At 70.5% G+C, this 20,909-nt stretch carries 19 protein-coding genes and 1 riboswitch; of the genes, 14 read left to right on the top strand and 5 right to left on the bottom strand.

Annotated elements, in window-relative coordinates; genetic code table 11:
* Positions 1–76: 76 nt before the first annotated feature.
* From glyA to gcvT, 3 genes are all read right to left on the bottom strand, one after another.
* Positions 77–1,342: a serine hydroxymethyltransferase gene (gene glyA, locus AB0E24_RS00610; protein ID WP_069866619.1), complete on the bottom strand. Its 1,266-nt coding sequence runs from the start codon at positions 1,340–1,342 to the stop codon at positions 77–79.
* Positions 1,343–1,367: 25 nt separating this feature from the next.
* A complete protein-coding gene (gcvH, locus tag AB0E24_RS00605; protein ID WP_069866618.1) occupies positions 1,368–1,748 on the bottom strand; it encodes a glycine cleavage system protein GcvH in 381 nt (126 codons plus the stop codon).
* A gap of 172 nt (positions 1,749–1,920) precedes the next feature.
* Positions 1,921–3,048 carry a glycine cleavage system aminomethyltransferase GcvT gene (gcvT, locus tag AB0E24_RS00600; RefSeq protein ID WP_102937219.1) on the bottom strand — a complete coding sequence of 376 codons (1,128 nt, stop codon included), beginning with the start codon at positions 3,046–3,048 and terminating at the stop codon, positions 1,921–1,923.
* A 171-nt stretch (positions 3,049–3,219) separates the two neighbouring features.
* Positions 3,220–3,331, bottom strand: a riboswitch (glycine riboswitch).
* Between the two features lie 168 nt (positions 3,332–3,499).
* Here gcvT and AB0E24_RS00595 point away from each other — a divergent pair.
* The 11 genes from AB0E24_RS00595 (at position 3,500) to AB0E24_RS00545 (ending at position 15,170) form a co-directional block, all read left to right on the top strand.
* Positions 3,500–4,198 (top strand): AAA family ATPase, encoded by a 699-nt coding sequence (locus AB0E24_RS00595; RefSeq protein ID WP_383124994.1) that lies wholly within the window; start codon positions 3,500–3,502, stop codon positions 4,196–4,198.
* 276 nt (positions 4,199–4,474) lie between these two features.
* Positions 4,475–5,281: an enhanced serine sensitivity protein SseB gene (locus AB0E24_RS00590; RefSeq protein WP_371351254.1), complete on the top strand. Its 807-nt coding sequence runs from the start codon at positions 4,475–4,477 to the stop codon at positions 5,279–5,281.
* A 111-nt stretch (positions 5,282–5,392) separates the two neighbouring features.
* The gene (locus AB0E24_RS00585) at positions 5,393–6,190 is read left to right on the top strand and encodes an enhanced serine sensitivity protein SseB C-terminal domain-containing protein (RefSeq protein ID WP_069866612.1); all 798 of its coding nucleotides are present in this window, start codon (positions 5,393–5,395) and stop codon (positions 6,188–6,190) included.
* A gap of 516 nt (positions 6,191–6,706) precedes the next feature.
* Positions 6,707–7,711, top strand: a complete 1,005-nt coding sequence (locus tag AB0E24_RS00580; RefSeq protein ID WP_069866610.1) for an ABC transporter permease — start codon at positions 6,707–6,709, stop codon at positions 7,709–7,711.
* A 134-nt stretch (positions 7,712–7,845) separates the two neighbouring features.
* Positions 7,846–9,606, top strand: a complete 1,761-nt coding sequence (locus AB0E24_RS00575; protein ID WP_069866608.1) for an ABC transporter substrate-binding protein — start codon at positions 7,846–7,848, stop codon at positions 9,604–9,606.
* Positions 9,607–9,765: 159 nt separating this feature from the next.
* The gene (locus AB0E24_RS00570; RefSeq protein ID WP_079153149.1) at positions 9,766–10,740 is read left to right on the top strand and encodes an ABC transporter permease; all 975 of its coding nucleotides are present in this window, start codon (positions 9,766–9,768) and stop codon (positions 10,738–10,740) included.
* The gene (locus tag AB0E24_RS00565) at positions 10,737–11,891 is read left to right on the top strand and encodes an ABC transporter ATP-binding protein (protein WP_069866604.1); all 1,155 of its coding nucleotides are present in this window, start codon (positions 10,737–10,739) and stop codon (positions 11,889–11,891) included. The genes AB0E24_RS00570 and AB0E24_RS00565 overlap by 4 nt, the downstream gene beginning before the upstream one ends.
* Before the next feature lie 20 nt (positions 11,892–11,911).
* A complete protein-coding gene (locus tag AB0E24_RS00560) occupies positions 11,912–12,952 on the top strand; it encodes an ABC transporter ATP-binding protein (RefSeq protein WP_093703121.1) in 1,041 nt (346 codons plus the stop codon).
* Between the two features lie 267 nt (positions 12,953–13,219).
* A complete protein-coding gene (locus AB0E24_RS00555) occupies positions 13,220–13,879 on the top strand; it encodes a trimeric intracellular cation channel family protein (RefSeq protein WP_069866602.1) in 660 nt (219 codons plus the stop codon).
* A gap of 59 nt (positions 13,880–13,938) precedes the next feature.
* Positions 13,939–14,295, top strand: a complete 357-nt coding sequence (locus AB0E24_RS00550) for an ArsR/SmtB family transcription factor (protein WP_069866600.1) — start codon at positions 13,939–13,941, stop codon at positions 14,293–14,295.
* Entirely contained in the window at positions 14,292–15,170 is an 879-nt protein-coding gene (locus AB0E24_RS00545; protein WP_359374051.1) for an SRPBCC family protein, read from the top strand. The genes AB0E24_RS00550 and AB0E24_RS00545 overlap by 4 nt, the downstream gene beginning before the upstream one ends.
* A 39-nt stretch (positions 15,171–15,209) precedes the next feature.
* On the opposite strand, the gene AB0E24_RS00540 is transcribed toward AB0E24_RS00545, so the two are convergent.
* A complete protein-coding gene (locus tag AB0E24_RS00540) occupies positions 15,210–16,052 on the bottom strand; it encodes an alpha/beta fold hydrolase (protein WP_359374048.1) in 843 nt (280 codons plus the stop codon).
* A 148-nt stretch (positions 16,053–16,200) separates the two neighbouring features.
* Between AB0E24_RS00540 and AB0E24_RS00535 the strand changes: the two genes are divergently transcribed.
* Together AB0E24_RS00535 and AB0E24_RS00530 are read left to right on the top strand one after the other, a co-directional pair.
* Positions 16,201–17,370, top strand: a complete 1,170-nt coding sequence (locus tag AB0E24_RS00535) for a cysteine desulfurase family protein (protein ID WP_079259078.1) — start codon at positions 16,201–16,203, stop codon at positions 17,368–17,370.
* Positions 17,371–17,562: 192 nt separating this feature from the next.
* Positions 17,563–19,005, top strand: a complete 1,443-nt coding sequence (locus AB0E24_RS00530; protein WP_359374044.1) for a hypothetical protein — start codon at positions 17,563–17,565, stop codon at positions 19,003–19,005.
* A 16-nt stretch (positions 19,006–19,021) separates the two neighbouring features.
* Here AB0E24_RS00530 and AB0E24_RS00525 read toward each other — a convergent pair whose 3' ends face one another.
* Complete coding sequence (locus AB0E24_RS00525; protein ID WP_359374041.1) at positions 19,022–19,804, bottom strand: N-acetylmuramoyl-L-alanine amidase; 783 nt, start codon at positions 19,802–19,804, stop codon at positions 19,022–19,024.
* A 183-nt stretch (positions 19,805–19,987) separates the two neighbouring features.
* Between AB0E24_RS00525 and AB0E24_RS00520 the strand changes: the two genes are divergently transcribed.
* A complete protein-coding gene (locus AB0E24_RS00520) occupies positions 19,988–20,899 on the top strand; it encodes a TIGR03619 family F420-dependent LLM class oxidoreductase (RefSeq protein ID WP_102937215.1) in 912 nt (303 codons plus the stop codon).
* Positions 20,900–20,909: the final 10 nt, after the last annotated feature.

Genomic DNA, 20,909 nt, shown 5'->3' with positions numbered 1-20,909 from the left:
GTCGGGCTGGTGCGGCGGGGGCGCGCCGGCGCGGGCGCGCCCCCCGTGTCCGGGTCACGTCGGGGGTTACTCCGGGTTACTTGGACAGGTGCGCGTACAGCGGGTGCTTGTCGGCCAGGGCGGTGACCCGGGCCTTCAGCGCCTCCGCGTCGTGGGACGGCTTGAGCGTCTGCGCGATCACGTCGGCGACCTCGCGGAAGTCGTCCGCGGTGAAGCCGCGCGTGGCCAGCGCCGGGGTGCCGATCCGCAGACCCGAGGTGACCATCGGGGGCCGCGGATCGTTCGGGATCGCGTTGCGGTTGACCGTGATGCCGACCTCGTGGAGCCGGTCCTCGGCCTGCCGCCCGTCCAGCTCGGAGTCGCGCAGATCGACCAGGACCAGATGGACGTCGGTGCCGCCGGAGAGCACGGCGACGCCCGCCTCGCGCACATCCGGCTGGGTCAGGCGCTCGGCGAGGATCTTCGCGCCCTCCAGGGTGCGCTCCTGACGCTCCTTGAAGGCCGAGCTCGCCGCGACCTTGAAGGACACCGCCTTCGCCGCGATCACATGCTCCAGCGGGCCGCCCTGCTGACCGGGGAAGACCGCCGAGTTGATCTTCTTGGCCAGCTCGGCGGTGGAGAGGATCACGCCACCGCGCGGACCGCCCAGGGTCTTGTGCGTGGTGGTGGTCACCACATGGGCGTGCGGTACGGGCGAGGGGTGCAGCCCGGCCGCCACCAGACCCGCGAAGTGGGCCATGTCGACCATCAGATACGCGCCGACCTCGTCCGCGATCCGGCGGAAGGCCGCGAAGTCCAGCTGGCGGGGGTAGGCCGACCAGCCCGCGATCACCAGCTTGGGGCGGTGCTCCTTGGCCAGCCGCTCGACCTCGTCCATGTCGACCAGACCGGTCTCGGCGTCCACGTGGTAGGGCACCACGTTGTAGAGCTTGCCGGAGAAGTTGATCTTCATGCCATGGGTCAAATGGCCGCCGTGCGCCAGGTTCAGCCCCAGGATGGTGTCGCCGGGGGAGAGCAGGGCGAACATCGCGGCCGCGTTGGCCTGTGCGCCCGAATGCGGCTGGACGTTCGCCGCCTCGGCGCCGAAGAGCTCCTTGACCCGGTCGATGGCGATCTGCTCGACCACATCGACATGCTCACAGCCGCCGTAGTAGCGGCGGCCGGGGTAGCCCTCGGCGTACTTGTTGGTCAGGACCGAGCCCTGGGCCTCCATCACCGCCGCCGGAGCGAAGTTCTCCGAGGCGATCATCTCCAGGGTGGACTGCTGGCGGTGGAGTTCGGCGTCGACAGCAGCGGCGACGTCCGGGTCGAGCTCGTGCAGGGAGCTGTTGAGAAGCGACATCGAGGTCCCGATCGAAAGAGGAGGGTCAGTTTTCGGCGAAGGCGGTGTACTCGTCGGCGGAGAGCAGCTCCTCCGGCTCGTTCGCCACCCGCACCTTGAACAGCCAGCCGCCCTCGAAGGGGGCGGAATTCACCAGCGCCGGATCGTTCACCACGTCCTCGTTGATCTCGGTGACCTCACCGGAGACGGGCGCGTACAGGTCGCTGACCGACTTGGTGGACTCCAGCTCTCCGCAGGTTTCACCGGCGGTGACGGCAGAGCCGACGTCCGGGAGCTGGACATAGACGACATCGCCGAGCGCGTTGGCCGCGAATTCGGTGATGCCGATCGTCGACACGCCGTCCTCGTCGGCGGCCGACAGCCACTCGTGCTCCTTGCTGTAGCGCAGCTGCTGGGGGTTGCTCATGGTCCGATTCTCCTGGATACGGGGGAGTGTTTGGGAAACGGGTCTTAGCTGGTGGGACGAGACGCCGGGGACACCGATGGGGTCACGGCGCCGAGGGGACGCGGCGGGCCGGAAGACGTCGATGGGACGCGGTGGGCCGGAGGACGCCGAGAGGACACGGGCCGGGGCCCGCTCAGCGCTCGCGCCGGTAGAAGGGGAGCGCCACGACCTCGTACGGCTCCCGGGTGCCCCGGATGTCCACCGAGACCCCCTCGGTGCCGGGCTTGGCGTACTCCACGTCCACATACGCCATCGCGATCGGCTTGCCCAGCGTCGGCGAGGGCGCGCCCGAGGTGACCTGGCCGATCCGTGAGCCGTCGGCGGCCACCACCGCGTATCCGGCGCGCGGCACCCGGCGGCCCTCGGCGATCAGGCCGACCAGGGTGCGCGGGCTGACGGTGTCCGCCTGGCGGGACGCGGCCTCCAGGGCCTGGCGGCCGACGAAGTCGCCCGGCTTGTCCAGCTTCACCACCCGGCCGAGCCCCGCGTCGAAGGGGGTGGTGTCGCTGGTCAGCTCATGCCCGTACAGCGGCATGCCCGCCTCCAGCCGCAGGGTGTCCCGGCAGGACAGCCCGCAGGGCACCAGGCCCACCGGCGCCCCGGCCTCGGTCAGTGCGTCCCAGACCCGCTCGGCGTCGTCCGGCGCCAGGAACAGCTCGAAGCCGTCCTCGCCCGTGTAGCCGGTGCGGGCGATCATGGCGGGGACGCCCGCGACGGTGCCGGGCAGCCCGGCGTAGTACTTCAGCCCGTCCAGGTCGGCGTCGGTCAGGCGCTTCAGGATCCCCGGGGACTCGGGCCCCTGGACGGCGATCAGCGCATACGCGTCGCGGTCGTCCCTCACGGCCGTCTCGAAGCCGCTCGCCCGCTCGGTCAGCGCGTCCAGCACCACCTGGGCGTTGGCGGCGTTGGCCACCACCAGGAACTCCTCGTCGCCGAGGCGGTAGACGATCAGGTCGTCCAGGATGCCGCCCTCGGTGTCGCAGATCATGGTGTAGCGGGCCCGGCCGACGGCGAGCGCGGACAGCCGGCCCACCAGCGCGTGGTCCAGGGCCTGCCCGGCCTGCGGGCCGATGAGAGAGATCTCACCCATGTGGGAGAGGTCGAAGAGCCCGGCGCGGGTGCGCACCGCGGTGTGCTCATCGCGCTCACTGCCGTAGCGCAGCGGCATCTCCCAGCCGGCGAAGTCGGTCATGGTGGCGCCGAGCGCACGGTGCCGCGCGTCCAGCGCGGTGCGGCGTGGGGTGGGCGGGGCGTCGGTCACGATTCAGGCTCCAGAAGGTCGGGGTCGCGCTACGGCGTGGACGGACGGCAAGGACGCGTGCGTCCTCCCCATCTGTCATCGGAACCTGAGAGGTTCGCCGTGACGCCCGTAAGGGGCCCGGCTTGCACCTTGGGTGGAGCCGCGCCCGCGCGGCCCGCTTTTCAGATCTGCCTCGTCCGCGCGGTATCAGGGGCCTGAGAGATTCAAGGGAGGGCTTGCTCCTTCGGCGCCCTGGACGCCCGGCATGGATGCCGGTGACCAAGGACTCTCCCGCGCGGATTCAAACGGCCGGTATGGAGTTGCGGCCACATCATCGCATGTATGGCCGAGAAGGGAAGCCCCGAACCGAGCGGGCTGAGGGCGCCCGGCGGAGGCAGCCTTGATGGACATTACCTTTTCTTGACACTCTGCGGGTACGAGCAGCGTTGACCGACCTGGGAGGACGATCACGGTGCATGGGCAGGAAACGCACGCGACAACACGGAGGCTCCTGCCGGCGCGGCGTGGCCGCACCCCCTCCGGGTCGACGGCGCGCCCCGGCCGAAGAGCCCCGGTGCACGATCTGCGCGACGAGGCGCGGGACGGCGGCGCGGGCACGCGGGAGCTCCGCTTTCCGGCGGGGGACGTGCTGGTCGCCTCCGGGCTGCCGGGCAGTGGCAAGAGCACGCTGATCAACCGGACCGTGCCGCTCCTGGACGAGACGGGCTCGGTCGTCATCAGGGTGGACTCGCAGAACACCCGCGAGGCGTGGGAGCGCCGGCTGCCCGGCTGGCTGCCGTACGCGCTCTACCGCCCGCTGGTCCGGTACACCCACTACGCCGGGCTGCGCCGGGCGCTGCGCTCGAACGTGAGCGTCGTGGTCCACGACTGCGGTGCGCTGCCATGGGTCCGCCGCTGGCTGGCCCGGGACGTACGGCGCCGGGGCCGCAGCCTCCATATGGTGCTGCTGGACGTGGACGGCGCGGTGGCCCTGGAGGGCCAGGCCGCCCGCGGCCGCGGGGTCTCCGGCTATGCCTTCGGCCGCCATCTGCGCGCCATGCGGGGGCTGATCACCGGGATCGAGGAGGGGCGGCCGCCGGAGGGGTGCGCCTCCGCGGTGCTGCTGGACCGGTCGACCGCGAGCGCGCTGCGCTGCATCTCCTTCGAATGAGCCCCGGCCCCGGGGCGAGTGGGGCCGGTCTCCCAGGCGGACCCCGGGGGAGCCCGAGCGGACCCCGGGCGGCTCGCCGGGCGGCTCCCCGGTGAGGTGAGGGAGCGTCAGACGCCCCGTGGCCGGAAATCGGCCACGGGGCGTCACTCGCCGTCACGGCGGCCCGGCCGGGCGAGGTGGGGAAGTGCTGTGGAGATGCCGTCGCCCCGCTGGCCCTGGGCCATCCAGCCGTTAGGGTGCTTTGGGCAGGTCGGACGAGATGGCGGTTGGACGAAGATGAGCTTCCCGGAGCAGTACGGTATGGCCCCGGATCACGGAGGATTCCCCGGCGGTGCGTATGCCGCGCATCCGGCGTTTCCCGGCAATGAGCTCGAAGAGGTGATGGCCGCCTCGATCGACGTCCCCGGAGCCGGGGCGCGCATCGTCGAGACGCTCTCCCGCAGCCATATCTGGGTGCCGCTGCCCAACGGCGGGGGCCCGGACAGCCCGAGCCTCGATCTGCCCACGATGGAGATCGAGGGCGGCGCGTATGTCCCGGTGTTCAGCTCCGAGCAGCAGTTCCTCCAGCTCGTCGGCTCCCATATGTCCTTCACCGTCGCCCCGGCCGTGGAGTTCGCCCGCGGGCTGCCGCCCCAGCTCGGCATCGCGGTGAACCCCGGGGGCGCGGTGGTCGTACCGCTGCCGCCGCCCGCGGTCCGGGAGCTGTGCCGCGCCGGGCGCACCGAGCTCGACGGCCTGGCGCCCGGTGGCCGGGTGCGGCTCTTCGAACCGGACTGGCAGGACGAGCCGGTGGACTTCCTGGCCGCCGCCGGGATCGAGTTCGCCAAGGACACCGGGGTGCGGACCGCCCGGCGCGCCCTGGCCAGCGTCGAGGGCGGCGAGCCGGCGCTCTTCGTCGGGGTGCAGGTCGACGCCCCGGGCCCGGAGGGGCAGGCGCTCGCGGTGGACGCGCTGGGCCGGGCCCTCGGCTCGGTGCCGGTGCCGTGGAAGGTTCAGCTGGTGCTGCTGGACGTGGCGCAGGGGGATCCGGTGGCCGACTGGATGGTGTCGCGCGTACGGCCGTTCTACGACCGTGACCTCTGACGCGCCCCAGGGTCCGCTGCCGGGGCCCGTAAGCTGGTTTGATGACCAGGCGGGGCGCGGGCACGCGCCCCGGGGAGGTGCGGGCAAGGCCGAGAGAAGGGGCGGACCCAGGTGAGCGCGGGCGCGGATTGGGGGGCGGTGGCCGGCCAGGTCGAGCGAGCGTTGCAGCAGGTCGCTCCCGGCCGGTACGACGCCTATGAGGCGCTGCTCCGCGCCATCGGCGAGGGCCAGGTCTGGATGTTGCTGTGGCACGGTGCGCCCGGCTCGCCCGATGCCCAGTACGGGAACATGGATGTGGACGGCCTCGGTTACGCCCCGTGCGTGACCTCCGCCCAGGAGCTGGCCGCCAGTGGCTGGAACCGTGCGCATGAGGTGGTCGACGGGCGCCTCATCGCCGACTCCCTCTACCGCGATCGCTATGGCCTCTGGCTCAATCCGCACGCCCCCGGCGGCGGAGTGGGCATCCCCTGGCCGGATCTGCGCCGGATCGCGGGCGGTCTCGACCGGCTGCCCGCCGGGCCGCTGCGGCTGAGCGACCCCAGCATCGACCTGCCCCAGTTCTACGCGCTGTTGGGGCAGAACGCGCATCGCACCGCCGCGGTGCGGTCGCTGCGCCGCGCCTGGGTGCAGCCCGCGCTGGGCGCCCCGTATCTGGCGATCGGCCTGGATCTGTACGACACCGGGGCGGCGGCGGTGCAGTCGGTGCGGGTGATGATGGAGCAGTCGATCACCGCCGTGCCGGACGGGCTGCCGGTCTCCACGGTCGCGCTCTCCGACGAGTACGACCCCGTCGCCATGTGGATGCGGGCCAATGCCCGCCCCTTCTTCGACCGCGATGCCTATGGCACCGCGCCCGCCGCGCCGCCGTCCTACGGCTACGGCTATCCGCCGCCGCGCCCGGCGTACTGATCGCCGCCTCGCGTACTGATCCCGCCTCGCGCGCCGATCCCTGCCTCGCGCGCCGATCCCCGCCTCGCGCGCTGAGCCGCGCCCGCGTACCGTTTGCCGTCCCGCGTGCTGAATCTCGCGTACCGCGTCTCGCCCACTGATCGCCTCGCGCACCGATCCGAGTCCCGTGCACCGCTCCGCGCACCGATTGACGGGATTGCCCGTCCGGCCTTCCGGTCCTATGGGGCCGAATACCCCATAGCGGGCAGGATGTTACTGCTGCGTTCTCGTGTCGCGACCGTCCGTATAGCGGAGGGGTACTCCTCACATCACGGTTAGGCATCCATTGCCCGGGAGTACTGGCGGGTGATCACAAACGCGTTGAAGACTCCCGCTCCAAGGGGTGCGGTTCCTGCGTACGACCCCTTCCAGAAAGGTTCCGTACCAGAACGCGACTTTCACCCAGGTTGTGAACAAAGCCGCCACAGCGGCGAGTCGTGGGCCGGTCACCACCGGTCGAGAGGGGTCTCCACCACGATGACGGCACCATTGCACGGCACGAGCACGGACAGCGATCCGGTCGCGACTGCCGATGTAGCGGCGGATGTGGTCAAAGCGTCCGTAGAAGGCAGATCGCTGCGGCAGATCGCCTGGTCACGCCTGAAGCGGGACAAGCTCGCCCTGGCGGGTGGCATCGTTGTCGTGTTCCTGGTTCTGGTGGCGATCTTCGCCCCGCTGATCGTGGGTCTGCTCGGGCATCCGCCCAATGAGTTCCACCAGGAGGAGATCGACCCGCTGTTCGGCACCCCGAAGGGGTCCCTGGGCGGTATGAGCTCGGACTTCCTCTTCGGCGTGGAGCCGTCCAACGGCCGCGACGTCTTCAGCCGCGTCGTCTACGGCGCCCGGATCTCGCTGCTGGTGGCCTTCCTCGCGGCGGTGGTCGCGGTGTTCCTCGGCACCATCTTCGGCATCATCGCCGGGTACTTCGGCGGCTGGGTGGACTCGGTGATCAGCCGGGTGATGGACATGCTGCTGGCCTTCCCGCAGCTGCTCTTCATCATCTCCCTGGTCTCGGTGCTCCCCAACGACCTGCTGGGACTGACCGGCAGCGGGGTGCGCATCGCGATCCTGGTCTCGGTGATCGGCTTCTTCGGCTGGCCGTACGTCGGCCGCATCGTGCGCGGTCAGACGCTGTCGCTGCGCGAGAAGGAGTACATCGAGGCCGCGCGGAGCCTGGGCGCCGGCCGGCGCTACATCCTCTTCCGTGAGCTGCTGCCCAACCTGGTGGCGCCGATCACCGTCTACACGACGTTGATGATCCCCACCAACATCCTCACCGAGGCCGCGCTCAGCTTCCTCGGCGCGGGCGTGAAGCCGCCCACCGCCTCGTGGGGGCAGATGCTCTCCAAGGCGGTCGGCACCTATGAGGACGACCCGATGTTCATGATCATCCCGGGTGTGGCGATCTTCGTCACGGTGCTGGCCTTCAACCTCTTCGGCGACGGCGTCCGCGACGCGCTCGATCCGAAGGGCACCCGATGACGGCGCGGCGCGCGACACCCCCTGCGGACCGGTCGTACCCGAACACCTCAGCCCCTGCCGGGTCCGGCAGGCGGCTCCCCGAAGAATTCCGCGGCGGAATGCCTAGGACCGCTACCCCGGAGGTTGCAACAGCTATGAAACAGCTCTCGAGAAGCAGGCGGATCGCCGGAGCGGCGGCTGTCGTCGGCGCTCTCCTGGCCACCGCCGCCTGTGGTGGCGGCGGTTCCGACGACGAGGGCTCGGGCGCCGGGTTCAACGCCGCGGTGAAGGGTGTCGCCACCAAGTCCGCCAAGAAGGGCGGCACGCTCAAGTTCGTCAACAAGCAGGAGTTCGACTCCCTCGACCCGCAGCGTCAGTACTACGGGTTCGCCTGGGACTTCTCGCGCTTCTACGCGCGCCAACTGATCTCCTACGCGCCCAAGCCGGGCAACGCGGCCAATGAGCTGGTCCCGGACCTCGCCACCTCCACCGCCAAGATCAGCAACGGCGGGAAGACCTACACCTACACCCTGCGCGACGGGATCACCTGGGAGGACGGCTCCCCGATCACGGCGCAGGACGTCAAGTACGGCATCGAGCGCATCTGGGCCAAGGACGTCGTCTCCGGCGGCCCCGGCTATCTGCGCCAGGTCCTGGACCCCAAGGGCGAGTACAAGGGCCCGTACAAGGACAAGTCCAAGGACAAGCTGGGCCTGAAGGGGATACAGACGCCGGACGCGAAGACCGTCGTCTTCAACCTCGCCAAGCCCAACGGTGACTTCGAGCAGATGCTGGCGATGCCGACCGGCTCCCCGGTGAAGGCGGACAAGGACACCGGCGCCAAGTACACCAACCGGCCGTTCTCCTCCGGTCCGTACAAGGTCCAGTCGTACACCCCGGGCAAGAGCCTGTCGCTGGTCCGCAACACCGCCTGGAAGAAGGCGTCCGACCCGATCCGCCCGGCCCTGCCGGACAAGATCACGGTCACCTTCAACTCCAACCTCGAGGCGATCGACCGGCTGCTGATCAAGGGCGACTACGACGTCTTCCTCAGCGCCACCGGTATGACCCCCTCGGGCCGTAACGACGCCCTCAAGCAGCACAAGGGCAACGTCGACAACATCACCACCAGCTTCGTCCGGTACGTCGACTTCACCACCAAGGTCAAGCCGTTCGACAACATCCACTGCCGCAAGGCGGTCGTCTACGGCACCGACTACAAGTCGCTCCAGACCACCCGCGGTGGCCCGCAGGCCGGTGGTGACCTCGCCACCAACATGCTCCCCAAGAGCGTGAAGGGCGCGGACAACTACGACCCGTACGGCGTCCTGAAGCGCGGCGGCAAGGCGGACCCGGCCAAGGCCAAGGACGAGCTCAAGCAGTGCGGTAAGCCGAACGGCTTCTCCACCAGCATCGTGGCCCGCAACGACCAGCCCGCCGAGGTCGACGCCGCCGAGGCGCTCCAGGCGTCGCTGAAGAAGGTCGGCATCACCCTCAACGTGGAGCCGATCCAGGGCAGCACCTCCGCCAGCATCACCGGTTCGCCGGCGGTGATGAAGAAGCGCGGCTACGGTCTGTCCATGACCGGCTGGGGTCCGGACTTCCCCACCGGCCAGGGCTTCTCCCAGCCGCTGATCGACGGCCGCTTCATCGAGCAGACCGGTAACTACAACGTCTCCGAGACCAATGACCCGGAGATCAACAAGTACTTCGACGACGCGCTCAAGGAGACCGACCCCAACAAGGCCGGCGAGATCTACCAGAAGATGAACCACAAGGTCAGCGACCTGGCGGTGCAGATGCCGTTCATCTACGAGAAGAACATCACCTGGCGCAGCTCGCGGCTGACGAACGCCTTCTCGTCGGCGGCCTACAACGGCCGCTACGACTACTCCCAGCTGGGCGTCGTCAAGTGACGGCAGGTCACCTGACCCGCCGCACACCCCCCCATCGCCGCACCCGATAGGCCCGAAGGGCAGGTGATGGCCGCGGGCGGTGGCCCGTGATACCCCTCGACCGGGGTATCACGGGCCACCCCCGGGCCGCGCACAGTGCTTGCTTATCTCATCCGGCGCTTGTTCGCCGTCGTCGTGATGCTGTTGGTCGTCACCCTTACGACCTTCGCCATCTTCTTCGTGATCCCGAAGTGGGCCGGTGCCGATCCCGCGCTGCTGTTCGTCGGCAAGCAGGCCGACCCCGCGGCCATCGAGGGCATCCGGCAGAAGCTCAGCCTCGGTGATCCGGTCCTGGTGCAGTTCTGGCACTTCGTCCAGGGCCTCTTCGTCGGCCGGGACTACGCCAACGGCACGGACGTCACCCACTGCCCGGCGCCCTGCTTCGGCTACTCCTTCCGTACCGAGCAGGCGGTGTGGCCGCAGCTCACCGACGCCATGCCGGTGACCCTCTCGCTCGCCGCGGGCGCCTGTCTGCTGTGGCTGGTCGGCGGCATCACCACCGGTGTCGTCTCCGCGCTGCGCCGGGGCACCCTGTGGGACCGCTCGGCGATGACGGTGGCGCTGGCCGGCGTCTCGCTGCCGATCTACTTCACCGGTCTGCTCTCGCTGGCGATCTTCAGCTACTCGCTGAAGTGGGTCAACGTGGACTACAAGGGGTTCGCCGACGATCCGGCGATGTGGTTCGAGAGCCTGATCCTCCCGTGGATCACGCTCGCCTTCCTCTACGCGGCGATGTACGCCCGGCTCACCCGGGCCACCATGCTGGAGATCATGGGCGAGGACTACATCCGCACCGCCCGCGCCAAGGGCCTGCGGGAGCGGGTGGTCATCGGCCGGCACGCGATGCGCTCGACCTGGACCCCGGTCCTGACCCTGCTCGGGCTCGACCTGGGCGCGCTGCTGGGCGGCGCGGTCCTCACCGAGACCACCTACAACCTGCCCGGCCTCGGGCGGCTCGCGGTGAACGCGATCACCGAGAAGGACCTGCCGGTCATCCTCGGCGTCACGCTGATAGCGGCCATCTTCATCGTGGTCGCCAACCTCGTCGTGGACCTCCTGTACGCCGTCATCGACCCGCGAGTGAGGCTCGGATGACCGATCTGACCAAGTCCTCCGAACAGCCCGGGAACGGCGATCTGCCGGCCACCGGTACCGCCGCCGTGGGCGAGGTGGCCGCGGCGGGCTCACCCGCCCCCACCGCCTTCCTCGAGGTGCGCGATCTGCACGTCCACTTCCCGACCGACGACGGTCTGGTGAAGTCCGTGGACGGGCTCAGCTTCCGGCTGGAGAAGGGCAAGACCCTCGGCATCGTCGGCGAGTCCGGCTCCGGCAAGTCCGTCACCTCGCTCGGCATCATGGGGCTGCACACCGCCGGGCAGTACGGCCGCCGCAAGGCCCGGATCTCCGGTGAGATCTGGCTCAACGGCCAGGAACTGCTGAGCGCCGACCCCGACGAGGTGCGCAAGCTGCGCGGCCGCGAGATGTCGATGATCTTCCAGGATCCGCTGTCCGCGCTGCACCCCTACTACACCATCGGCCGCCAGATCGTCGAGGCGTACCGGGTGCACAACGAGGTCAGCAAGGACGTGGCCCGCAAGCGCGCGATCGAGCTGCTGGACCGCGTCGGCATCCCACAGCCCGACAAGCGTGTGGACAGCTATCCGCACGAGTTCTCCGGCGGGATGCGCCAGCGCGCCATGATCGCGATGGCGCTGGTCAACAACCCCGAGCTGCTGATCGCCGACGAGCCGACCACCGCCCTGGACGTCACCGTCCAGGCGCAGATCCTCGATCTGATCCGGGATCTCCAGAAGGAGTTCGGCTCCGCGGTCATCATCATCACCCATGACCTGGGCGTGGTCGCCGAGCTCGCCGACGATCTGCTGGTGATGTACGGCGGCCGCTGTGTCGAGCGCGGTCCGGCCGACAAGGTCTTCTACGAGCCCCAGCACCCGTACACCTGGGGGCTGCTGGGCTCGATGCCCCGTATCGACCGCGACCAGACCGAGCGGCTCATTCCGGTCAAGGGCTCCCCGCCCAGCCTCATCAATGTGCCGTCCGGCTGCGCCTTCCACCCGCGCTGCCCGTACGCCGATGTGCCGAAGGACAACATCACCCGCACCGAGCGGCCGGAGCTCAGGGAGCTGCGCGGGAAGGACGCGGGCGGCGGGCACTTCTCCGCGTGCCATATGACGCAGGAGGAGCGCACCCGGATCTGGACCGAAGAGATTGCGCCGAAGCTGTGACCGACACGAAGGATCCGAAGATGACGGTCCCGGAGAAGGCGACGACGTCGCCCGAGCCCCTGCTCAAGGTGTCGGGCCTGGTCAAACACTTCCCCCTCAAGAAGGGGCTGTTCCAGCGGCAGTCCGGTGCGGTGCAGGCGGTCGACGGGATCGACTTCGACGTCCGGCAGGGGGAGACCCTGGGCGTGGTGGGCGAGTCGGGCTGCGGCAAGTCCACCATGGGGCGGCTGGTCACCCGGCTGCTCGAACCCACCTCGGGCAGGATCGAGTTCGAGGGCAAGGACATCACGCATCTGAACACCGCCCAGATGCGGCCGATGCGCCGTGACGTCCAGATGATCTTCCAGGACCCGTACTCCTCGCTGAACCCCCGGCACACCGTGGGCGCGATCGTCAGCGCGCCCTTCCGGCTCCAGGGCGTCACTCCCGAGGGCGGGGTCAAGGCGGAGGTCCAGCGGCTGCTGGCGCTGGTCGGGCTCAACCCCGAGCACTACAACCGCTATCCGCACGAGTTCTCCGGCGGTCAGCGGCAGCGCATCGGCATCGCCCGCGCCCTGGCGCTCAAGCCCAAGCTGGTCGTGGCCGACGAACCGGTCTCGGCGCTGGATGTGTCGATCCAGGCGCAGGTGGTCAACCTGCTGGACGACCTCCAGGAGGAACTGGGCCTGACGTATGTGATCATCGCGCACGACCTGTCGGTCATCCGCCATGTCTCGGACCGGATCGCGGTGATGTACCTGGGCAAGATCGTCGAGCTGGCGGACCGCAAGGACCTCTACGAGCGCCCCATGCACCCGTACACCAAGGCGCTGCTGTCCGCGGTGCCGGTGCCGGACCCCAAGCGGCGCGCCAAGCGTGAGCGGATCCTGCTCAAGGGCGATGTGCCCTCGCCGATCGCACCGCCGTCCGGCTGCCGCTTCCACACCCGGTGCTGGAAGGCCACCGAGGTGTGCAAGAGCCAGGAGCCGCCGCTGGTGGCGCTGGCCACCGGCCACCAGGTGGCCTGCCACCACCCGGAGTCCGTGTCCGAGGTGGAGCTGCCGTCGAGCGCCGCCGATTGAGCGGATCGGCGGAGGCCGGCTGCGGTTCGGTGGCACCCCGAAGGGGCGCGGGGCGGTGTCGAGGTGCGGCTCCGCCGCGCGGGCGCGACCGGTCACGACGGTGCCGCAGACGATTGCCGGCAGGGTCGGGGCACTTCCGGCGGAGCGCTTGGGCACCGCAGGACGGGCCCGGTGCCGAGGCGGCACAGAAGGTGACGAAGGAGACCGACAGCTGAGACGGGACGGGGCCCGGACGAGGCCGGGGGCATGCGCGGATAACAATGTCGGGTGCCTTCCGAACTGTTCACCCCGTCCGTTCAGCACGCCCTCGAAGTCGCCGGGATCTTCGTCTTCGCGATATCCGGCGCGCTGCTCGCCGTGCGGAAGAACTTCGATGTCTTCGGCATGGCGGTGCTCGCCGAGGTCACCGCGCTGGGCGGCGGTGTCTTCCGGGACCTGGTGATCGGCGCGGTGCCGCCCATCGCCTTCACCGACCTCGGCTACTTCCTCACCCCGCTCGTGGCCACCGCCATCGTCTTCTTCCTCCACCCCGAGGTCGAGCGGATCACCGCGTCGGTGGGGGTCTTCGACGCGGCCGGGCTGGGGCTGTTCTGCGTCGAGGGCACGATGAAGGCACATGACTACGGGCTCGGCCTGACGTCATCCGTCACCCTCGGCATGGCCACCGCGGTCGGCGGCGGTGTGCTCCGCGACCTCCTCGCCCATGAGGTCCCCTCGCTGCTGCGCTGGGACCGGGACCTGTACGCCGTCCCGGCCATCGTCGGCTCCTCGATAGTCGCGCTGCTGCTCCACTTCGACGCCCTTACGGCGGCCACGAGCGCGCTCGCGGCCGCCGTCGCGTTCGCGGTGCGGCTGGCGGCGATGCGGTTCGGCTGGCGGGCGCCGAGGGCGTGGAACCGGCGCAGCACGGCGACCGAGGAGACCTGAGCGGGGTACGGGGCTTCCATGCCCTTGCGGTTATATAGCCCTGGCGTTATGTTGAGGTCATGGCCATACCGTTCGATGTGCTCGCCGAGCCGAGCCGACGGCAGATCCTGGACCTCCTGCTGGAGCGGCCCCGCCTGGTCGGTGAGCTGACCGAGCACCTGGGGCTCACCCAGCCGGGCACCTCCAAGCATCTGCGGGTGCTGCGCGAGGCCGGTCTGGTGCGGGTCCGCCGGGACGCCCAGCGCCGCTGGTACGAGCTCTGCCCGGAGCCGCTCCGCGAGGTGGACGCCTGGCTCGCGCCGTACCGTCGGCTGTGGACCGACCGTCTCGACGCGCTCGAACGACACCTGGACACGATGCCGGAGCCGCCCGCCGCGACCGGCGAACCCGACGCACCCGACGGAGAAGCGCCATGAAAGACACCCTTGCCCAGACCGGTGGCGGCCGCTCGGCCCTGCGCCTGGAGCGCCGGCTCGCCCATCCCCCGGAGAAGGTGTGGCGTGCGCTGACCGAGCCCGCCCAGCTCGCCCACTGGTTCCCCTCCGAGGTCCGGATCGAGCTGAAGCCCGGGGGCCGGATGGGCTTCGTCTTCCCCGGCCGCGAGGCCCCCGACATGGACGGCGTCATCACCGAGCTCGACCCGCCCCATGTCTTCGCCTTCACCTGGGGCGAGGACGAGCTCCGCTGGGAGCTGCGCCCCGAGGGCGACGGCTGTGTGCTGACCCTCACCCACACCTTCGGCGACCGCTTCGGCGCGGCCAGCTTCGCCTCCGGCTGGCACGCCTGCATCACCGGGCTCGCGGCCCTGCTCGGCGGCGAGGAGATCGCCCACGGCGACATGGCCGAGCTGCACGAGCAGTACGTCGAGGCGTTCGGGCTCGCCGAGGGGACGGTGGAGACCACCGAGGACGGCGGCTGGCGGCTGCGCTTCGAACGCCAGCTGGTCCGCCCCGCCGAGACCGTATGGCGGGCGCTCGCCGGCCCCGTCGCCGACACCCCCGAACCGGCCGCCGGGGCACCGGTCCCCTTCGGCTTCCGTACGGACGCGGTCCCGGCGGGCCCGATCACCGAGGCGCGGCCGCCCCGGGTGCTCGCCTACGAGTGGGAGCGCGGCGGCCGCCCCGCTGGGACGGTCCGCTGGGAGCTCACCGAGGGCACCGGCCACGGCGCCCGCCTCATCCTCACGCAGACCGGCCCGGCGGCCGCCGAGGCGGAACGCGCCGAAGCCCAAAAAGCCTGGCGCCACCACATCGGCCTTCTGGCCGCGAAGCTGTTGAGGATCAGAAGCTAGGTTGTGCCCACCCACCGGTCCGCACCCGCCCACGAAATCTCAGGTGAGAAAACCGCTCAACGAGACCGCCAGCTCCGCGGGCGCATCCTCTTGCACCAGGTGCCCCGCGCCCTCGATCAGCCGAAACCGGGCCCCCGGAATCCGAGCGGCAAGCTCCCGCCCCCGCTCGACCGGGATCCATGAGTCATCCGCCCCCCAGCAGACCAGTACGGGCAAGCGGATCTCGCCATAGCGGTCCTCGATCTCATCCGTGAACCGCTGATCGTTCTGCGCGATCTGCCGATAGAACGCGGGCTGCCCCGCCTCCCCGCACCACGGCCCCACCAGCCGCTCCAGCACCCCGTTCCCCAGCCCCACCGCGCTCGCGGAGCCCACGTACTCCTGCACCAGCGCCCGATGCAGCCCCCCGGGCAGCCGCTCGAAGACCTCATGGTGCCCGCCGAGCAGCCGATACGCGGGCGACCCCCAGGGCGCCAGCGCGACCACGTCCACCAGCGCCAGCCGGCGATAGCGCGCACCGTGCAGCAGATGCGCCCGCAGCGCGACACAACCGCCGAAGTCATGGGCGACGACGGCCGGTTCCGCCCCGGCCCCGGTCAGCCCCCACTCCTCCAGCAGCTCACCGAAGACCCGGCCCTGGGCGGCCAGCGAGACATCCTGGTCGGCCCGCTTCTCGGAGGCCCCATAACCCGGCATGTCCCAGACGAACACCCGATGCCGCTCGGCCAGCGCACGGGCGACGCCCCGCCATACGTACGACGAGAACGGCGTGCCGTGCAGCAGCACGACCGGCGGTGCGTCCGGTGCGCCGAGCGCGGCCCAGCGGACCTCGCCGGAGGAGCCGCGGTAGGTGCGATCCAGGGTCCACTCAGCATCTGTCATGAGTGAAACCGTAGACACTCCTTACAGTCTCTGTCGAGGGGTTACGGCAAAGCGGCACGAATGGGCGGTGGGGGAGCCCCGCGCATCCGCACTGGGCACGCGCACCTGGTACGCACCCCCTCGATGGCCTCGTAGAATCGAGGCCACCATGGTTTATCTCGACCACGCCGCCACCACCCCGATGCTCCCGGAGGCGGTGCGGGCGATGACCGCCCAGCTCGCCGTCACGGGCAACGCATCCTCGCTGCACGCCGCCGGCCGGCGTGCCCGCCGTACCGTCGAGGAGGCTCGTGAATCCCTGGCCGCCTCGCTGGGCGCCCGCCCGAGCGAGGTCGTCTTCACCGCCGGGGGGACCGAGGCCGACAATCTCGCGGTCAAGGGGCTCTACTGGTCCCGCAGGGACGCCGACCCGGCCCGCGTCCGGGTGCTCGCCAGCCCCGTGGAGCACCACGCCGTGCTCGACGCGGTCGACTGGCTCGCCGAGCACGAGGGCGCGCGGGTCGAATGGCTGCCGGTCGACTCCGTAGGGCGGGTGCACCCCGAGGCGCTGCGCGAGGCGATCGCCCGCGACCCCTCGGATGTCGCCCTCGCCACCGTGATGTGGGCCAACAACGAGATCGGCACCGTCCAGCCGGTCCGCGAACTCGCCGACACCGCCGCCGAATTCGGCATTCCGCTGCATGCCGACGCGGTCCAGGCGTTCGGCCAGCTCGAGGTCGACTTCGCCGCCTCGGGGCTCGCCGCGGTGACCGTCAGCGGCCACAAGATAGGCGGCCCCTACGGCATCGGCGCGCTGCTGCTCGGCCGGGAGCACACGCCCGTGCCCGTGCTGCACGGCGGCGGCCAGGAGCGCCAGGTGCGCTCCGGAACGCTCGACACCCCGGCCATCGCCGCCTTTGCCGTCGCCGGCGCCTACGCCACCGAGCACCGCGAGGAGTTCGCCCGCGAGATCGGCGCCCTGCGCGACGCGCTGATCACCGCCGTCCGTACGGCCGTGCCCGACGCGGTGCTCGGCGGCGACCCCGACCCGGCGGGCCGGCTGCCCGCCAACGCCCACTTCTCCTTCCCCGGCTGCGAAGGCGATTCGCTGCTTCTGCTGCTGGACGCGCAGGGCATCGAATGCTCCACGGGCTCGGCCTGCACGGCCGGGGTGGCCCAGCCCAGCCATGTGGTCCTGGCCACCGGCAGCGACCCCGACCTGGCCCGTGGCACCCTGCGCTTCTCGTTCGGCCACACCTCGACCAAGGCCGATGTGGAGGCCGTCGCGGAGGCGATCGGCCCGGCGGTGGAGCGGGCGCGCGGGGCGGGGCTCAGCTGACGGCTCCGCCCGGACCGGCCCCATCTAATCACGGAATTCGAATTGTTCCGACGGCCATTTCACATAACCTACGGAACACCAATCTCCGCTTGAAAAGCCGGAGAGCCGTGGGAAAGGATTTACCCGTCAACGGACCTGGCATGCGCGAAAAACGCACAGGTTTTCTTCACGGGGAAATCCAGGAGTTCATCGATGTCGCAGCCTTCGCTGCCACCGCACCACCAGTCGCCGCACCAGCCCGCACAGCCGCGGGGGGCTCGGCGCGCGCCGTCGCGGGGGCGGCGCGCCAAACCGGCCCTGAAGCTGATCGTGGGCGGGGTCCTCGCGGCCGCCCTGGTGAGCGGCTGTGGATCCGGGGGCGATGACGACGGGAAGAGCGGGGGCTCGTCGTCCAAGGGCGCCCAGGCCAAGACGCTGGGCAAGGTCGCCATGCCGAAGGTGGGCAAGGAGACCAACACCATGGGCACCTGGGTGACGGACACGACCTTCGCGAAGGGCGACGTCAACAAGATCGTCGGCTACTCGCTCGACGGCGCCAAGTCGCGGTGGGAGATCCCGCTCGGCGGGCAGCTCTGCTGGGCCTCGCCGCATATGACCAAGGAGGGCCTGACCGCGGTCCTGTTCCGGGACGGCGCGGGGGAGGACTCCCTGTGCACCCGGGTCGGGCTGGTGGACCTGGAGAAGGGCAAGCTGGTCTGGCAGAAGGAGGGCTCGGACAGCGAGGGCAACGCCGGGGTGCAGTTCGACGAGGTCACCATCGGCGGTGGCACGGTCGCCGCGGGCGGCACCGGCGGCGGGGGAGCCTGGTCGCTCGACGGCAAGCCGCTGTGGAAGCCCGCGTACCTCGCGGACTGCGACGACGACGGCTACGCGGGCGGCGATGACAAGCTCGTCGCGATCCGCGGCTGCGACAGCGCCGAGGACTCCAGCGAGCAGCGCCTGGAGGTCCAGACGGTGGATCCCGGGACCCGCGACGTGCTCTCCTCCTACAAGCTGGACGAGAAGGTCGAATACGCGCATGTGATCTCGACCTCGCCGCTCGTGGTGGGCGTCGACACCGGCGACTCGGACGCCGGGACGGGCACCACCGACATCCTGACCATCGACGACAGCGGCAAGCAGGGCAAGCTGCTCAGCACGATCGACATCCTGGCCAAGGGGTACCAGCCCAACTGCCCGGCCACGAGCGTGGAGGGCTGCGGCGAACTCGCCCTCGACAAGGCGAGCGGCACCCTCTACCTCTCCTCGGAGGTGGACGTGGACGACGGCGGCCCCGGGGAGCGGATCACCGGCCTGAACCTGAAGACCGGCAAGGAGACCGGGAAGACGAAGATGGCGGAGAGCCGTTCGCTGATCCCCGTCCAGACCGATGACGACGGCGCCCTCATCGCCTATCTGGGCTCCATGTACAGCGAGGCCGGCGGGGTCGTGCGCGTCGATCCCGAGAACTTCGAGATGGAGACCATCCAGACCCATCCCGACGACATGAAGGACGCGGAGTCCGGCATGGATGTCTACGGGGACTGCACCATGATCTACGCCGGTAAGAAGCTCTACATCGGCGACGACCGGGCGACCAGGCCCACCAGCGGCGATGGCGCGGGCCGTCCGCTCGCCGTCGTCTTCGGCCCCTGAGCCGGGCCCATGCCCATCATGTCGAGGCCTGTGGCACGCGCACCGCTCGCACCAGCCGTATATAGCGATCCCAGTCCCAGTGGCGGCCCGGGTCGGTGTGATCGGTGCCCGGCACCTCCACATGGCCGACGATGTGCTCACGGTCCCGCGGTATGCCGTACCGCTCGCAGATCGACGCGGTCAGACGGGCCGAGGCGCGGTACATCGCGTCCGTGAAGGAGCGCGGCTCGCTCACGAACCCCTCGTGCTCGATGCCGATACTGCGCTCGTTGTACGGACGGTTGCCCGCGTGGAACGCCACATCCAGCTCCCGGACCATCTGGGCGATATGCCCGTCGCGGCGCACCACATAGTGCGCCGCGGCGCGGTGTCCGGGGTCCCGGAAGACCCGCACCGCGTCGTCGTAACTGCCCTGGACCACATGGATCACCACCCGGTCGATGACGTAGTCGTCCGGCCGGTCGGCCCACCGCCAGTTGGCCCCCGAGGCCGCGATCCACTCCGCGCCCGGCTGGTCGACCACGCCCGCCTTGCGGGGCTTGTCGATCCCGGGCAGCCGCCACCACATCCGGCTCAGCTCGTCCCGCGCGGCGTAGACCGCGACGGCGGCCGCGCCGAGCCCGGCCGCCGAGCCCCCGACCAGGAGGGTGCGCCTGCTGACGCGGCGTCCACCGGGGGGCGTGGTCTCGCTCGTGGTTTCGCTTGTCGTCTCGCTTGTCGTCTCGCTCACGGAACGGGGCTCGCTCACGGAACGCTCAACGCGCGGGGGAGGCCGTACGGTTCCGGCCGTGGGGATCATGGCGGGAACGCTTCGCTCGCGGTGGCGGCCCTCTGGTCCGCCGGGTAGATGAACGTTGAACTGTCTCTGGGGCTCCGTACCGTCGAACGGGTTCACCGGAACGTGTCCATTCGCCCGACGGGACGTCCCCGCTGGAACCTGTCCGTTGGAATGTGTCCATCCGCTCGACGAGGAGCTGACGGTATGCGCATCGGATTCGCCCTTCCCCAGTTCGGGCCGCTCGCCCATCACCCGGAGGACATCGCGCGGTTCGCACACCGGGCCGAGGAGCTCGGCGCCGACAGCCTGTGGGTCGGGGACCGCCTGCTGGCCCCCGTGGACCCGATCGTCGGCTATGCGGGCACCGATGTGATCCCGCCGGAATTCCGCGCCTCGCTCGACCCCTTCACCGTCCTGGCCGCCGCCGCCACGGCCACCGAGCGGGTCCAGCTCGGTACCAATGTCATCAACGCCCCCTGGTACCCGCCCGCGGTACTCGCCCGCTCCCTCACCACCGTCGATCTGCTGAGCGCGGGCCGGCTGCTGGTGGGACTCGGCACCGGCTGGTCCCCCGAGGAGTACGAGGCGGTCGACATCCCCATGGCCGAGCGCGGCCGGCGCCTCGACGAATGCCTTGACGCCCTGGACGCCTGGTGGACCCGGAACCCGGTCGAATACCGCGGCGAGCACTGGACCGTGCCCGCCTCCCATATCGACCTCAAACCGGCCTCCCGCCCCCATCCGCCCGTCTACCTCGGCGCCTTCGCGCCCGCGGCCATGCGCCGGGTGGCCCGGCGCGCCGACGGCTGGCTGCCCGTCGCGATCGTCCCCGCCGCGCCCGGCGACCCCGACCCCATCGCCGCCCTCGCCGGACAGCTCGCCGGGGTGCGGGAGGCGGTCGAGCGGGAGGGCCGGGACCCGGCGGCGTTCGACGCGATCCTGCGGATCAACCCGAACGCGGACGCCTCCGTGGACGACATCGCGACGGCCCTGGTCCGGGCCGAGCGGGAAGCGGGCGTCCAGCACGCCTTCGTCGATCTGATCTACCTCGGCAAGAACACCGACCAGGCCCTGGACCTCGTCCAGCGGGTGCTGGAGCGGGCCCGCGCGAGCTGAGCGGGCGGTG

It is taken from the genome of Streptomyces malaysiensis subsp. malaysiensis (assembly GCF_040653035.1).
Taxonomy (GTDB): Bacteria; Actinomycetota; Actinomycetes; order Streptomycetales; family Streptomycetaceae; genus Streptomyces; species Streptomyces malaysiensis.
The sequence above is the reverse complement of the archived record's forward strand: the minus strand, read 5'-3'. Positions and strand labels throughout refer to the sequence as shown.

Coding starts and splice junctions, on each gene's coding strand:
- AB0E24_RS00520 (WP_102937215.1), top strand. CDS start 19,988: ATGCGCATCGGATTCGCCCTTCCCCAGTTCGGGCCGCTCGCCCATCAC.
- AB0E24_RS00550 (WP_069866600.1), top strand. CDS start 13,939: ATGGCCATACCGTTCGATGTGCTCGCCGAGCCGAGCCGACGGCAGATC.
- AB0E24_RS00565 (WP_069866604.1), top strand. CDS start 10,737: ATGACCGATCTGACCAAGTCCTCCGAACAGCCCGGGAACGGCGATCTG.
- AB0E24_RS00540 (WP_359374048.1), bottom strand. CDS start 16,052: ATGACAGATGCTGAGTGGACCCTGGATCGCACCTACCGCGGCTCCTCC.
- AB0E24_RS00535 (WP_079259078.1), top strand. CDS start 16,201: ATGGTTTATCTCGACCACGCCGCCACCACCCCGATGCTCCCGGAGGCG.
- AB0E24_RS00545 (WP_359374051.1), top strand. CDS start 14,292: ATGAAAGACACCCTTGCCCAGACCGGTGGCGGCCGCTCGGCCCTGCGC.
- AB0E24_RS00525 (WP_359374041.1), bottom strand. CDS start 19,804: ATGATCCCCACGGCCGGAACCGTACGGCCTCCCCCGCGCGTTGAGCGT.
- AB0E24_RS00530 (WP_359374044.1), top strand. CDS start 17,563: ATGTCGCAGCCTTCGCTGCCACCGCACCACCAGTCGCCGCACCAGCCC.
- glyA (WP_069866619.1), bottom strand. CDS start 1,342: ATGTCGCTTCTCAACAGCTCCCTGCACGAGCTCGACCCGGACGTCGCC.
- AB0E24_RS00575 (WP_069866608.1), top strand. CDS start 7,846: ATGAAACAGCTCTCGAGAAGCAGGCGGATCGCCGGAGCGGCGGCTGTC.
- gcvH (WP_069866618.1), bottom strand. CDS start 1,748: ATGAGCAACCCCCAGCAGCTGCGCTACAGCAAGGAGCACGAGTGGCTG.
- AB0E24_RS00590 (WP_371351254.1), top strand. CDS start 4,475: ATGAGCTTCCCGGAGCAGTACGGTATGGCCCCGGATCACGGAGGATTC.
- AB0E24_RS00560 (WP_093703121.1), top strand. CDS start 11,912: ATGACGGTCCCGGAGAAGGCGACGACGTCGCCCGAGCCCCTGCTCAAG.
- AB0E24_RS00580 (WP_069866610.1), top strand. CDS start 6,707: ATGACGGCACCATTGCACGGCACGAGCACGGACAGCGATCCGGTCGCG.